The sequence below is a fragment of the Pseudonocardia sp. UM4_GMWB1 genome, from assembly GCF_017312155.1.
In the GTDB taxonomy this organism is placed as follows: Bacteria; Actinomycetota; Actinomycetes; order Mycobacteriales; family Pseudonocardiaceae; genus Pseudonocardia; species Pseudonocardia alni.
In genome coordinates this window covers 4,022,865-4,035,361 of record NZ_QJPN01000001.1, presented here as the reverse complement: position 1 = coordinate 4,035,361, position 12,497 = coordinate 4,022,865, and the positions used below count along the sequence as shown (strand labels likewise).

Below are 12,497 nucleotides of genomic sequence, written 5' to 3'. Positions count from 1 at the left end.
GGTCGTAGGCGGGGGTCGGCTGCCCGTTCACAGGCCCACCCCGGCCAGGGCGTTGTCGCGCCACCGGTCGACTGAGCGGATGTAGGACAGGACCACCGGTGAACCCGGAGCCCACCGCCCATGCGCGGCGATCGTCGACACCGCGGCCCCGGCCCGGTGTGCAGCCGTCGCGCCCCCGGCGCGCAGCGAGTGGGCGGAGTAGCCGGCCGCGTTGGGAAGGCCGGCCCGGCGGGCGGCGGCCTGCACCAGGTCGCCGAGCCCGTCGGCCGACAGGGACGCCCCGATACGGCCGTGTCGAGTCACCGACCGAAGCAGCCGCCCGCCGGTGTGTCCGTGCTCGGCGAGAATCGCCCGCCATGCCCGCACCAGCCGGACCGGGTCGGTGCCGGCGTGCTGGCCGTGCGGGATCGCTACCTCGACGCCGTGCGCGTCCTGGTCGGTCTTCGACACCCGGATCAGCACCAGCAACCCGTCGTCCGTCTCGGTGACGTCGTCCAACCCGAGGGCGACCAGTTCGGAGCGGCGCCCCATGAGGGCGAGCCCGAGCACGAGGGCGACGCGGTCACGTAGACCGCGCGCCGTGTCCGGGTCGGTGGTGTCGATCATCGCCCGCAGGGTGTCGATCGTGATCGGCACGGCCTGGTGGGCCCGGTGCCCGGAGTCGGCGCGCTGACGGCGGTAACCGCGAAGCACGCGACGGGCGGCCTCGGTGTCGGGGGCGCCTCGGTGGCCGGCGGCGCGGTGCGCGGTGCGCACGGCGGCGACGGCCTGTTCAATCGAGGTGGGAGCCTGGCCGGCGTCGGCGAGATGCGCAACGTACTCGGCGAGGGTCTGCGGGGTTGCGGGTAGCGCGGTGCGGCCGGCGGCGGCACACCAGTCGGTGAACGCCGCCCACTGTCGGGCGTAGGCGCGGCGGGTGTTCGTGGGCACGGAGTCTACGATCCGGGCCCGGGTCGCCTCGGACAGGTAGGCGTCGGCGGCGGGTCGCGCTTCGACGATCTCGCCGACGGCGGCCGGCTCCAGCTCCGCATTCGCACTATCGATCATGCCCGACCTCGTCCTGACTCCCGATAACATGCCTTATCGGGAGTTTAATCGAGTACGGGCGCCCGACCGTTACCGGCGGACGCCCCACTCAGCCGACTACGGCTACTGCGACAGACCCGGCAGCTCCGGCAACGGAATGACCGGGTTCCCAGGAAACTCGCCGATCGGAAGATCCTCGGTGGGGATGTCTGCCTGGTCAGGGAAATTCTGCGTCTCGCCGGTGACGCACGCCCACTGGATGACCGAGGCGTTCTCCGGCCGGAAGATCCGGAAGTCCGTGTAGCCCTGGCCGAACTGCGTGCCCTCACCGCACGGCAGACCTCGCAGGTCCTCCAACTTGGTGATCTTCGTGACGACCTTGCCCTGCTCGTGGTCCGGCGAGGCGAACGCGGTGCCCGCACCGAACACAACAGCCCCGCCGCGAACGAAACGAGGATGGTCAACCAGCGGCTCTGCATGATCGGCCCAACGCGAACGAGACAGATCGGTAACGGTCATATCGGAAAGTGAAACCCTCAGGGCGCACGGTTCGATCAGCAGGCGTGACCACACCGCAGGACACTCCCACCCATGCGGACATCGCCCGCCGGGCCGGCGAGCTGAAGGTGTTCATGCTCGCGATGAACCTCGGCATCCCAGCGATGTTCCTGCCCTCCCTGCCGCTGCTCACAATCTCACTCCAGCTCACCGACGCGCCGCCGTCGAGCGACCTCCCCGTCGATCTCGTGTACGGGGAGGACGACGGCACTCCTCGTGAGCGACTCCGGTTCAGCGCCCGGGAGATCCTGACGACCGCAAGCCGCCTGCGTGGCCCCTTCCTGATGGACGTTATGAGCACCGGCATGATCACCGGCGCGATCGTGATCGGCGACATGATCGACAAAGGCGGACATCGAGATAAGTCCGTCCCACTACTGGAGTTCGCCCGCCACTACCGCAACGCTTGCGCACACGGCAACGCCTGGCACCTCAACCCCGGCGAGCCCAGACACCCCGCCGCATGCCGACACCTCGCCTTGACCGCCGACCTCAACGGCCAGGAAGCAGCGTGGCGCACCGTTGGCCCCCGCCTACACGTCGAGTTCCTCGACGACATCGCGAACCACTTCGTGCCCGGCTCCGCACCCGCCCCCGGCAAGATCCAGCTCTGATGGTCGGCCCGCCGTACAACCCTGCCGCCGTCCGCGCAGCACACACTCTGCTCCGGCACGCACACGACGACTGGACGGCCAACCTCCACAGGCTCCGGCCTGACGACGCCGACGACCGTCAAGCGGACTTGCGGTTACGGCTCTACGGATCGGCCGCTGCCGTCCTCCTCTGGACACGCGGCATCGACGACATGTGCACCGACCCGGACGGCCACCAGCCGTACGTAGCAGCTCGACCGGCGGTCGCACCACGGCTCAGTGCCGCGCGCTACGCCGGCAACCACGCCATCCACCAGCTCATACCGCTGTCAGACCTCGACAGCGGCGGCGCCACCTTCCCGATGACTTTTCCACGCGCCTTCCGCCCGCCGACCCTGCGCTGGGCGACCGAGATCGTTCTGCCACCGGTCGACATCGACTCAACCCGCAAGCTCCGCCGCGTCTACCTCGCAACCTGGGCAGGCCACGCAATCGGCCCAACGCTGGACCAGCTGCGCGCGTGGTTCGACGAACAGCTCGCCTGACACCACACCGGACCCGAGCAAGGCAATTACCCGTCGCGCCGGCGAACCTGGTCGTCCTTCAGCTCCGCGACGATCGCCTCCGCCAGCGCCACCCACTGGGCAAACGGGATCCCGGAGTTCTCGCCCAGTACTTCGCCGTCCTCCTCGACCGACCAGTCGGCACGCTGTACCGGCTCGTACCAGGCACCGCCGGTCGCCCAGTACGCCAGAGCCGACCCACGCCGGCGCTCACTGTCACGCATGATGCGGAGAACATCGTTCCGCGCGATCTCCATCCGCACCTGCGGGAACTTCGACCGATGCGTCCACGAACGCCACGCCCGCCCGAACGCGAACTCCACAGCCTGCTTCCCGCTGGTCACCGCGACGACCCCCACCGCCAGCAACCCGAGGGCCAGCCCCTCGCCGACGATCGTCTCCTGCTGCGCCTTGGTCAGGCTCCCTGCGCTCATCCCGGCATAGTGCCGGTCCGCGCCGACGGCCAGGACGTCAGGCGGCGCCGCCGCCGTCCCGGCCCCGGGTCAACCACCCGGGCCGGGTCTGCGGCCCGTCGACCCCCGCCACCATCGGCGGATCCACCCCCGGCGGGTCCGCCCCCGGCCACACGCTCGTCCCGTCCGCCGGCGCCGGGTAGTCCCGCGCCGGGGCCGCCCACCGCTCCGAGGCCCTGGCCGCCGCGCTGGCCGGATGCGGCCACACCTCGGTCGCGTGCTGGTCGCTGCTCTCGCTCATCGCACCAGGGTCACCGCCGGGGGCCGGCCAGTCCCGTAGGCGCCCCGAGAGGGCCGGGTGGCCAGCCTCGGCAAGCCTGCCGCGCAGCTCGTCGTCGTCCACGTAAATAGCCCACCACGAGGACTTCCGCCACCGCGGCGGGGCCGGCCACTCTGGTCACGATCGCGAACATGTCCGCCGCTAGCGTCAAGGGCATGCTCGATTTCGCGACGGCGATCCCGCTGCTGACGTCCATCCTGACTGCTGTCGGAGCCGGTTCGTTGATCACGTCGTGGGCCAGCGGGGCGAAAGACCGCCGCTCCGCAAGGGCGGGCGCGCTGGAGGCTTTCGCAGCTGTCGAGGCTGCCCGATGGAACGTCGAGGATCCTGGTCTGGAACTGCAATCCATCGTCAGAAAGTTTGAGACTGCCGCCCTCATCGCGCGGCTGCCCCGGCAGGCGGTGGGTCGGTACGTCCGGCTCGCCCTCGCATGCCTCTATGCGCTCCACGACGAGGCAGAGCGCACCGGGCAGACCGAGTGGGTCGGTCTGAACAGCGACACCGCTGATCTCGTCGGGGACGCTGCTGGCCTCATGAGCGACGTGATCTGGTCGAACTCGCTGCTCCGCGGGCTGTGGCTACCCCAACAGATCCGCACGCTCGACGCCGAGCTAGATGCACTGGACGACCCAGGATTCCTCAACCACTACCGTCGCGCCCGGACGATCACGCGCTGACCCAGTAGCTGCTTCGCAGCTTCGATCGGCCGCGTCGCTGGCATCAGTCCGCGCCGAAGACCCGGTCCACCTCGGCAACGATGAGCGGCCCCAGCCGCTCGCCGTGATCCCCGACAACCGGCCCGCCAGCCGCGCGCCCCTCGGCGATCAACTCGGCCCGGACCCGCTCACGGCGCAGGTGCGGGCGCGTCTCGGAGATCATCAGCAGCTCACCGGCCGCCGCGCGCAGCCGGATCTCGACCGCGACCCGGTCCCGCAACGTGCCGCGCGGGCGCAGAGCACGGGCCAACCGCCAGCAGGCCGACGACGTCGGCCGACGCTCGCCGCTCTCCAGCCGGCGCACCGTCCTCAGGTTCATCGCCGCGCCGTCGGCAAGCGCCTGCTGGGTCATGCTCACTGTGCCGCGCTCCAGCCCCAGCGCGGCACCGAACGTGGAACGCAGCCGGGTCCGCTCCGCCGCCGCGACCTGGCCCAGCTCCCGACGCCGCGGGCGCCCCGCGTGCGACGTCACCGCGCGGCCTTCGGCATCCGCCGGCGGGCCCGCCAGAAGGTCCACTCGTGCTCCTCCGTCAGCGCCGACTCCGGGGTGGTCCCGCGCTCCAGGCCAGCGCCGTCCCACGTGACGCGGACAAAGCCGGCGAGCAGCAGCGACCCGACCGCCGCCGCGATGTCAGCGTCGGTGACCCGCACCGACGCCGGCCCCAGCCGGGCACGGGCACCGGCCACGATCTCGTCCGGATCGGGCGGCGACGCCGCCTCGGCGATGGTGTCGAACGTCGCGCGCAGGATCGGGGTCACGTGCCGGTTCATCCTCGACTCCACCTCAAGATCACCACGTCAGACCTCCTCCTCACACGACACCGGGACAGGGACCGGTCGAGCCCCGAGCGGATGGGCACATACGACCGGACCGACGCAGTCGCAGGCGGCGAGCCGCGGCCCGACGACGGGGGTCGGCACCGCCGTCACCGATCTACACACCGGGCACCGCCACCTGCCCCGCTCCACCCGCACGCACTGGGCTCCGGCGCAGCCGACCGACACTGGCCGCAAGCCGTTCGCCATCAGCAGCGGACGCGGGGCGACGGTCCGCGGGCGCGGCGTCGACCCCGGCGCACCCCTCGGTATCGGCGGCGGCCACGGCCGGCCCGCCGCCAGCTCCGCCGCCCGGATCTGCGCGACCTCCGCCCGCCCGGCAGCCCGCCGAGCGCATCGCCAGTCCATATGCCGCGCCAGGCCCAGTAGCGCAGCCCGCGCGGGATCGTCGTCCTGCACGCCCAGATCGCGGGCCAGAGCCGACGCCGTCACCGGCCCACCCCAGACGTGACCACCAGGATCCGCACGCCGTCGAGCCGGCGGCGCCGCACCAGCACACCGGCCTCGGCCAGCGCCTCACCGTGGCGGCGCAGCAAGATGCCCAGCGAGGCTGGGCCCGACGGCCACCACGACGGTGCCGGCACCGGGGCCGGGCCCAGCACAGCCAGCAGGTCCGACGCCGGACCCGACCAGCAGCCACCAGCACGCACGACGACCGCCCGCAGCGCGGCCACCAGCGCCCCGAGGTCCACCGCGGTCACGACGGCCGCCCCAACGTCGCCGCCCGCACCTCCGCCGGCGACGGCAGCCGCCACCGGCCCGGCACACCGACCATCGCCACCAGTCGCGGCACCGCCACCGCCGCCCGCACCTCGGCGACCGAGTCACCGGCCGCGGCCTGCGCCACCAGGTCGACGCACGTCTCGTAGCCCTCCGCCACCCGCTGGAGCCTCTGGCGGCGCGCATGGTGGTCCTGCCCGGAGCCACCCCACACCGCGCACGCTCGTCCGATCGCTGCGCCGCAGCACGAGCAGGTGTAGTCCAGCGAAGACGGCGGGCGACCCAGCAGGTCCGCGGCGGCAGCACGCAGCGCCGCGAGCGGGATCGGCTCAGATCGCCCAGACCCGCCGGCGGGCGTAGGCGCTCCGCCCGGGAGCCGTTCGTGCTGCAGCGGGGCAACGGGGCCGCTCGACGACGTCATCGACGTCCTCCAGGAATCGGTTCGGGGGCGGCGGGCACGCAGGCGCGGCGCCGGCTGGCGGCGGGCCGGGGGGCCGTACGCACGCGCGCGGGGCCACGACGGGCGAGGTGCACGGGTGTGCACGGGTTGTGCACGGGTCGGCGCGCCATCCGTGCACGGCGTTTGCCCAGCTCAGAGCCTGTTTCCCTGGAACGGTGCACGGGTGCACGGGTTGCGGCCAGGAACTCCCCTATACACACAATCTTCCCCACCCCCATTAGGACGAGTTCGGGGACTAGACCCGTGCACTCGTGCACCTTGCGCGAGAATGTGCCTCTGACCTGCGACGATGGGGTGCACGGGTGTGAGGCCCACCCGTGCTCACCCGTGCACCACCCGTGCACGGGGCGCCGAAACGGCCATCGTGACCTGCGGAAACAGGTGTGCACGGGTGTGGTTCCAGTCGTGATCATGGTCGTGGTGGTCATTTCGCTGACCTGGGGATCTGTTCGGTGCCGGCTCACGGTCGTCCCGCTCTGGTGTGCCGGGCGGTCGTCGTCGGTGGTGCGTTGTCGTCCGGCGACGCGATGCTGTCGCGGTCCGGGGCGAGCCGAAGTCCAGTCCGAATCCGCTCGCGAGAGGCCCGGCCACCCCGGTGGTCGGTGCCGTAGCCTCGCGCGGTGAGCGCCTTTCCGAGCTTGATCGCGGACAGGTGCTCGGCGGCCGGGACGCGGTTCCAGATCGACCAGGCGTGGAGGTCGTCGGCGAGGGCGGTCGTCGTCGCGGTGTAGGCGTCGCCAGCTTCGCAGCGCTCGTCCAGCCACTGGTCGACGAGCGACAGATCCGTTTTGATCTTCCGCACGGCCTCAGTACACGCATCGGGTACGGGCCCGAACCCGCCGTCGCGCAAGTACCGATCGAGGCCGTCGACGAGCCATGCGAACACCCCGTCGGTGTCTTCGCGCAGCCGCGCGCCCAGCTCGCCGTCCTCGCGGGACTGCGGCACGGCCTGGTCGAACGGCACCGCGGCGAGCCGGCGCCACAGCGCGAGGTCGGCTCCCCGGATCTGGGGGGCGGCGTTGCACGCAATGAACGGCACGAACTGAGGGCGCCCCTCCTGCTGCTGGCCGCTGTACACCTGTCGCACCGATGCCGAGTCGCCGCCTGTGATCCGCTTCAGCCGGTCCGCGTCTAGGGCCCACCGATCTTGGGTCTCGGTGGTGAACAACATTCGTCGGGGCATCGCTGCGACGAGGTCAGGCCGGGCACGGCCGCCCTCGCGGTCACCGACGAACAAGGAAAGCTCGTACGGTGCTGCGTACGCGCCCAGCGCCCAGGCGATCGCCTCTAGTGCAGTCGTCTTCCCGCTCGACGACGGACCGACGAGCAGCGGCAGGAGTCGTCGAGTGTTGCCGCCCAGCAACGTGTGTCCGGCGAGGCGTTGGAAATACTCGCGGACCGCCGGGTCGGGGAGCGCGTGCTGTAAGAACGCCTCCCATCGGGAGCGGTCGGCACGTGGTCGATGCGCGGCCCGGGTGATCATGGTGATGCGGTCGTCTCGTCGGTGCTCGCGGGCCTTGACCCCGCCGTCGGTGAACTCCAGGGTCGTGTCGGCGGCGGACATGAGGCGGGGGTTCGAGTCCCAAATCTCGACGGGCTGCAGAATGCCCGGTTCGCCGCGCAGAAGCTCGGCGGCGGCACGGATCGCCCGCGCGGACTGCGCCTTCTGCTCGAACGCGGCGGCGGCAGCGGCGGCCTTGACCGCGGATTTGGTGGCGTCGTCCTTGACGTCGGGGTCGGTCTTGCGGAGCACGGCGACGCGGCGATGGGCGGCGGCGGTTTCCTCGGGTAAGAGGGTGCGGATCGTGTGCTTCACACGTTCGGCGATCAGGGTGCCGGTGTCGTCGCGCTCCCAGACCGCGCCGTTCCACCAGCGAAACGCTCCGTCGGGACTCCAGGCGAGATCGCCGCGGTGGAGGACAGCGACTCGTTCCGCGAGTCCCAGGTCGGTGCGGTCGGGCAGAATGCCGATGTTCAGTGCATCGGCTGCCCGGCTGCAGAGCACACCGGCGGAGCGGTCGACGACGGCCGCGATGTCGGGGTGCAGTCGCATTACCGCGCAGGCGGCGGCGGGCGCCCACGAGTAGCTGCGGCGAGGCAGTAGTCGCGCGACGCACACGGCCGTCGCGACGGTGTTGATGACGGCGGGAAGGTCGACGCCGGCGGCGTCGTTGCGCCGCACCCGGAGGGCTGCGGCGATCGGCTCCGGCATGGGGTCGGGCAAAGCGACGCCGGAGTGGTCGCATGTCGTGCTCACCGGCAATCCGCCGGAGTCTCATCAACGAGCGCGGCGACGGGCTGCCCGTCGACCAGGACAGCGCGGGCGAGCGCGACGGCGTGATCGTCGCGGGCCTGCATGACGGCGACGGTCCAGCGGGCCCGGCCGGCCCCGGTGGGGACGCGGCGGCCGACGGCGTCGGCGATCTCGTCGACCTCCGACTCGTCGACTGGGCGGACGACGAGGTGTCCATCGGGGTGGTCGGCGAGCGCGGCGAGGTCGTGGTTCCGGCGGGCACGGGACGCCTCCAGGAGGGTGCAGGCGTCGGTGTGCAGCTCGTAGTTGTGTGGGTTGGAGGCTGCTCCGCAGGATCGGCAGGGTGCGTTCCCGCTGGTGGAGGAGCTACGATGGCGCGGCATGGTAGTGATCCGTTCACGCGGCGCGTCCTGTCCCCGGGCCAATCAGTCGCGCGATGGATGTCACGGCGGCCCCGGGTTCCTGCCCGGGGCCGCCGTCTTGGTTGGGTCGGTCAGCGCCGGCCGCGCAGCCACGACCCGGGCCGCGGTACCGCCCGGTCGGGCACGGGCACGGTGGGAGTCGCGGCGTCGGCGATCGGCGCCGGCGGGTGCTGTGCGGCCAACGTGTCCACGGCGCCGCGCCAGTCGGTGTCGCTGACCGCCTCGACCTCTCGCGGCGCGATCAGCGAGCGAAGCCGATCGGCGTCGACGACGAACCGCGGCCGGTCGGGCGGGTCCTGGCGGTGACGGGCACGCAGCACCCCGTCGGTGTCGATCTGCACGTCGGCGAGCTGCGGGAGCGCTCGGGCCGCCAGGGACTCGGCCATCGTCATGACGGTTGCGGTCTCGGCGGCGATCGCGGCGAGGGCGTGGCGGCGGAGCGGGCCGACGGCGGGGCCGCCGGGGACGAGCTGGTCGAGGGTAGGGGGGCTCACGCCGCACCGCCGCTCGCGGCGCGCTCGGCCTGCTTGGCGGCGGCGCGGGACTGCTCGGCGCGGGCGGCGGCTGCGGCGGCCTCGCGGCGGAGCCGGCGGGCACGGGCGGACCGCAGCGCCAGCTCAGCGAAGTGGGCGCGGCGCAGGGATTCGGCGCGTTCGACCCGGACGTGCTCGGGCAGAACGGTGTCCGGGTCGGCCTGGCGCAGGAATCGCTGCCAGAGTCCGTCCCGGGCCGGCTGCATGGCGGCGTGGCGGTCGGTCTCGCGCGCCCAGCGGGTGTGAGCACCCAACTGGGACGCCGCCCGCTTTTCGGCGGCAGATGTTGCCATTTTCTCTCCCCGATTCTGATGCTTATCGCCGCGGTGGGCGATGTGGGGATAACCAAAGCAGTACGTCGTTGAGCTGGTCAAACGACTGTGTTCGCTGCGGATGAGCAATTCCGACTCGCCGACTGAATGGTAGCCGTTCCGGGGCCGGCTACACTAAAGGAAAAATGCGAGGTAGCGACATTTTGTTCGCAGAGCGAATATGATTAGCCGGTACGACAGCGGCTACGCTGATCGCCAGGAGTTCACTCGTTCGGCCTAGCGGCATGGGGTGGCTGGCAGCGCCAGTCACGACGTGCCGAAGTCGTCCAGCCCAAGGCGCCGCGCCTCCTCGGCGGCCCGCTCCGATGCGGTCGCCCGCGTGTAGCGGTCCAACATGTCGCGACGGGTCCAGCCGGCCACGGCCATCAGGCCGCCCTCGGAGCCGTTCGCGCTGAGCCACCGCTGAGCCGCCGTGTGCCGCGTCAGATGCGGGTGGAAGTCGGGAATCCCGGCCAGGTCGGCCCGGTAGCTCAGCGTCCGGTACAGCCCGTCGTAGGAGAACGCTTTGCCTCGATCGCCGAGCCACAGCGGGGGAGTGTCGGCGAGCCGGTGTGTCCGGCGCAGCCGCAGATACCGGTCCAGGGCGCGGCCCGTCTGGGGCCCGAACGGCACGGTCCGGCCGCGTCCGCCCTTGCCGCGCTGGATCACCGCTGTGCCGCGGGTCAGGTCGACGTCGGCATGGCACAGCGCGACGACCTCGCCGGCCCGTGCTGCGGTCTCCAGCAGGAACCGCACGATCGCCTCGTCGCGGCGGTCGCGGAACTCCTTGCCGGAGCACGCTGCGATCAGGGCGCGGCACTGCTCGTCGGTCAGCCGCGGTGTGACCTTCGTGTCGAGCGTCGGCGGCTTCAACCCGAGCAGCGGGTCCCGCTCCACCTCGCCTTCGTCACACAGCCATGCGGAGAACCGGCGCAGCGAGAGCTGCCGGGCACGGGCTGTCGCGGCTTGAGCGCCACCGTCGAGCAGGTCGGCGACGAACGCGTTCACCGTCGGCCGGTCGAGCGCGGGGGAGTGGCCGGTGTCATCGCACCAGGCCAGGAACCGCCGGACCCCGTCGCCGTAGGACTTGAGCGTCTGCGGCGACTTCCGCTCTGCACGCAGGTGCAGCAGCCACGAGTCGAGCAGCGCGGGGAGATCGAGGGTGTCCGGCGTCCGAGGCACGCCTGATATCTTGACTCACAACATCGTGCCTGCCAACATTGACTCGCTGGCAGGCACGATGTTGCAGGTCAGAGGTGGATTCGAGTGAACCCGTCAGTCCAGGTAGTCGCGCAGCACCTGGGACCGCGACGGGTGCCGCAGCTTCGACATCGTCTTCGACTCGATCTGACGGATCCGCTCGCGGGTCACGCCGTAGACCTGGCCGATCTCGTCGAGGGTGCGCGGCTGGCCGTCGGTGAGACCGAAGCGCAGCCGGACGACGCCCGCCTCGCGCTCGGACAGCGTCGCCAGCACCGACTGCAGCTGGTCCTGCAGCAGGGTGAAGCTCACCGCGTCGACCGCGACGACGGCCTCGGAGTCCTCGATGAAGTCACCGAGCTGCGAGTCGCCCTCGTCGCCGATGGTCTGGTCCAGGGAGATGGGTTCCCGGGCGTACTGCTGGATCTCCAGCACCTTCTCCGGGGTGATGTCCATTTCCTTGGCGAGCTCCTCGGGAGTGGGCTCACGCCCGAGATCCTGGAGCAGCTCACGCTGTATGCGGCCGAGCTTGTTGATGACCTCCACCATGTGCACCGGGATGCGGATGGTGCGGGCCTGGTCGGCCATCGCGCGGGTGATGGCCTGCCGGATCCACCACGTGGCGTAGGTCGAGAACTTGTAGCCCTTGGTGTAGTCGAACTTCTCGACCGCACGGATGAGGCCGAGGTTGCCCTCCTGGATCAGGTCCAGGAACGCCATGCCGCGGCCGGTGTAGCGCTTGGCCAGCGAGACCACGAGCCGGAGGTTCGCCTCGAGCAGGTGGTTCTTGGCGCGCTCGCCGTCCCGCACGATCCAGCGCAGGTCGCGCCGCAGCTGCGGGGACAGCTTCTCGTTGGACTCGAACACCTTGCGGATGCGCTCGGCGCCGTAGAGGCCGGCCTCGATGCGCTTCGCGAGCTCGACCTCCTCCTCGGCGTTGAGGAGCGCGACCTTGCCGATCTGCTTCAGGTACGCGCGGACCGAGTCGGCCGAGGCGGTGAGCTCGGCGTCCTTGCGCGCCTGGCGCAGGGCCTCGGACTCCTCCTCGTCCCAGACGAAGTCCGCCGACTTCTGCTGCGACGCCCGGGTGGTCGGTGCCACCCGGTTCTTGCCGGTGTTGGTCTCGTCGTCGGAGTCGTCGTCATCGTCGTCGGACGACTCGTCGGCGGTCTCCTCCTTCGCGGCCTCGGCGAGGTCGGCCTCGATGTCCGAGGCGTCGATCTCGGAGTCCTCGAGGACGACCTCGTCGCCGTCGGCGTCCGGCTCGTCGCCGTCGGCCTTCTTGGTGGAGGCCTTCTTCGGGGCGGCCTTGCGCGGGCCGGTCTTCGGCGCGGCCTTGGTCGCCGTGCCACCCGCCGCGGCGGGCTTGCGGGTGCGTGCGGCCGGCTTCTTGGCGGTGCCGGTCGTCGCCGACGCGGTGCTCGTGGTGCCGGAAGTACGGCGGCTGCGGGATGCGGTACCCGACGTCGGTTCGACGGTCGAGTCGCTGCGTGCTGCGGAGTCTGCGGCTGCCACCTGGGCCCTCTCGCTACGTGCGCTGGAGTCGTTACG

The 12,497-nt window shown here is 71.3% G+C and carries 16 protein-coding genes and 1 pseudogene; 3 read left to right on the top strand and 14 right to left on the bottom strand.

The window, feature by feature from the left end; translation table 11 throughout:
- Positions 1-27 precede the first annotated feature (27 nt).
- Positions 28-1,047, bottom strand: a complete 1,020-nt coding sequence (locus DMP15_RS18735) for a site-specific integrase (protein ID WP_337826237.1) — start codon at positions 1,045-1,047, stop codon at positions 28-30.
- A 102-nt stretch (positions 1,048-1,149) separates the two neighbouring features.
- Entirely contained in the window at positions 1,150-1,545 is a 396-nt protein-coding gene (locus DMP15_RS18730) for a hypothetical protein (RefSeq protein WP_337826236.1), read from the bottom strand.
- A 44-nt stretch (positions 1,546-1,589) separates the two neighbouring features.
- On the opposite strand from DMP15_RS18730, the gene DMP15_RS18725 reads away from it, so the two are divergent.
- A complete protein-coding gene (locus DMP15_RS18725) occupies positions 1,590-2,198 on the top strand; it encodes a hypothetical protein (protein ID WP_337826235.1) in 609 nt (202 codons plus the stop codon).
- Positions 2,198-2,722: a hypothetical protein gene (locus DMP15_RS18720; protein WP_337826234.1), complete on the top strand. Its 525-nt coding sequence runs from the start codon at positions 2,198-2,200 to the stop codon at positions 2,720-2,722. Before DMP15_RS18725 ends, DMP15_RS18720 begins: the two co-directional genes overlap by 1 nt.
- 26 nt (positions 2,723-2,748) lie before the next feature.
- Here DMP15_RS18720 and DMP15_RS18715 read toward each other — a convergent pair whose 3' ends face one another.
- Together DMP15_RS18715 and DMP15_RS18710 are read right to left on the bottom strand one after the other, a co-directional pair.
- The gene (locus DMP15_RS18715; RefSeq protein WP_337826233.1) at positions 2,749-3,174 is read right to left on the bottom strand and encodes a hypothetical protein; all 426 of its coding nucleotides are present in this window, start codon (positions 3,172-3,174) and stop codon (positions 2,749-2,751) included.
- Positions 3,175-3,211: 37 nt separating this feature from the next.
- On the bottom strand, positions 3,212-3,454 hold the full coding sequence (locus DMP15_RS18710) for a hypothetical protein (protein WP_337826232.1): 243 nt from the start codon (positions 3,452-3,454) through the stop codon (positions 3,212-3,214).
- A 194-nt stretch (positions 3,455-3,648) separates the two neighbouring features.
- Between DMP15_RS18710 and DMP15_RS18705 the strand changes: the two genes are divergently transcribed.
- Positions 3,649-4,170 (top strand): hypothetical protein, encoded by a 522-nt coding sequence (locus DMP15_RS18705; protein ID WP_337826231.1) that lies wholly within the window; start codon positions 3,649-3,651, stop codon positions 4,168-4,170.
- A 43-nt stretch (positions 4,171-4,213) separates the two neighbouring features.
- Here DMP15_RS18705 and DMP15_RS18700 read toward each other — a convergent pair whose 3' ends face one another.
- The 10 genes and pseudogenes from DMP15_RS18700 to DMP15_RS18655 form a co-directional block, all read right to left on the bottom strand.
- Positions 4,214-4,726, bottom strand: coding sequence for a helix-turn-helix domain-containing protein (locus DMP15_RS18700; protein WP_337826230.1), 513 nt, complete (start codon positions 4,724-4,726; stop codon positions 4,214-4,216).
- Positions 4,678-4,980 (bottom strand): hypothetical protein, encoded by a 303-nt coding sequence (locus DMP15_RS18695; protein ID WP_337826229.1) that lies wholly within the window; start codon positions 4,978-4,980, stop codon positions 4,678-4,680. The genes DMP15_RS18700 and DMP15_RS18695 overlap by 49 nt, the downstream gene beginning before the upstream one ends.
- Positions 4,981-5,474: 494 nt before the next feature.
- Complete coding sequence (locus DMP15_RS18690; protein ID WP_337826228.1) at positions 5,475-5,747, bottom strand: hypothetical protein; 273 nt, start codon at positions 5,745-5,747, stop codon at positions 5,475-5,477.
- On the bottom strand, positions 5,744-5,926 hold the full coding sequence (locus tag DMP15_RS18685) for a hypothetical protein (RefSeq protein ID WP_337826227.1): 183 nt from the start codon (positions 5,924-5,926) through the stop codon (positions 5,744-5,746). The genes DMP15_RS18690 and DMP15_RS18685 overlap by 4 nt, the downstream gene beginning before the upstream one ends.
- Positions 5,927-6,686: 760 nt before the next feature.
- Positions 6,687-8,483 (bottom strand): DNA primase family protein, encoded by a 1,797-nt coding sequence (locus DMP15_RS18680; RefSeq protein ID WP_337826226.1) that lies wholly within the window; start codon positions 8,481-8,483, stop codon positions 6,687-6,689.
- On the bottom strand, positions 8,480-8,863 hold the full coding sequence (locus tag DMP15_RS18675; RefSeq protein ID WP_337826225.1) for a hypothetical protein: 384 nt from the start codon (positions 8,861-8,863) through the stop codon (positions 8,480-8,482). Before DMP15_RS18675 ends, DMP15_RS18680 begins: the two co-directional genes overlap by 4 nt.
- 110 nt (positions 8,864-8,973) lie before the next feature.
- Complete coding sequence (locus tag DMP15_RS18670; protein WP_337826224.1) at positions 8,974-9,396, bottom strand: hypothetical protein; 423 nt, start codon at positions 9,394-9,396, stop codon at positions 8,974-8,976.
- Positions 9,393-9,728: a hypothetical protein gene (locus DMP15_RS18665; protein WP_337826223.1), complete on the bottom strand. Its 336-nt coding sequence runs from the start codon at positions 9,726-9,728 to the stop codon at positions 9,393-9,395. The genes DMP15_RS18670 and DMP15_RS18665 overlap by 4 nt, the downstream gene beginning before the upstream one ends.
- Positions 9,729-10,013: 285 nt before the next feature.
- Positions 10,014-10,928: a tyrosine-type recombinase/integrase gene (locus tag DMP15_RS18660; protein ID WP_337826222.1), complete on the bottom strand. Its 915-nt coding sequence runs from the start codon at positions 10,926-10,928 to the stop codon at positions 10,014-10,016.
- Positions 10,929-11,021: 93 nt separating this feature from the next.
- A pseudogene (locus DMP15_RS18655) lies at positions 11,022-12,479 on the bottom strand (RNA polymerase sigma factor); the annotation flags it as partial.
- Positions 12,480-12,497 lie beyond the last annotated feature (18 nt).

Excerpts from the sequence above, each read along its gene's own strand:
- DMP15_RS18710 (WP_337826232.1), bottom strand. The coding sequence starts at position 3,454 with ATGAGCGAGAGCAGCGACCAGCACGCGACCGAGGTGTGGCCGCATCCG.
- DMP15_RS18720 (WP_337826234.1), top strand. The coding sequence starts at position 2,198 with ATGGTCGGCCCGCCGTACAACCCTGCCGCCGTCCGCGCAGCACACACT.
- DMP15_RS18675 (WP_337826225.1), bottom strand. The coding sequence starts at position 8,863 with ATGCCGCGCCATCGTAGCTCCTCCACCAGCGGGAACGCACCCTGCCGA.
- DMP15_RS18735 (WP_337826237.1), bottom strand. The coding sequence starts at position 1,047 with ATGATCGATAGTGCGAATGCGGAGCTGGAGCCGGCCGCCGTCGGCGAG.
- DMP15_RS18730 (WP_337826236.1), bottom strand. The coding sequence starts at position 1,545 with ATGACCGTTACCGATCTGTCTCGTTCGCGTTGGGCCGATCATGCAGAG.
- DMP15_RS18715 (WP_337826233.1), bottom strand. The coding sequence starts at position 3,174 with ATGAGCGCAGGGAGCCTGACCAAGGCGCAGCAGGAGACGATCGTCGGC.
- DMP15_RS18665 (WP_337826223.1), bottom strand. The coding sequence starts at position 9,728 with ATGGCAACATCTGCCGCCGAAAAGCGGGCGGCGTCCCAGTTGGGTGCT.
- DMP15_RS18705 (WP_337826231.1), top strand. The coding sequence starts at position 3,649 with ATGCTCGATTTCGCGACGGCGATCCCGCTGCTGACGTCCATCCTGACT.
- DMP15_RS18695 (WP_337826229.1), bottom strand. The coding sequence starts at position 4,980 with ATGAACCGGCACGTGACCCCGATCCTGCGCGCGACGTTCGACACCATC.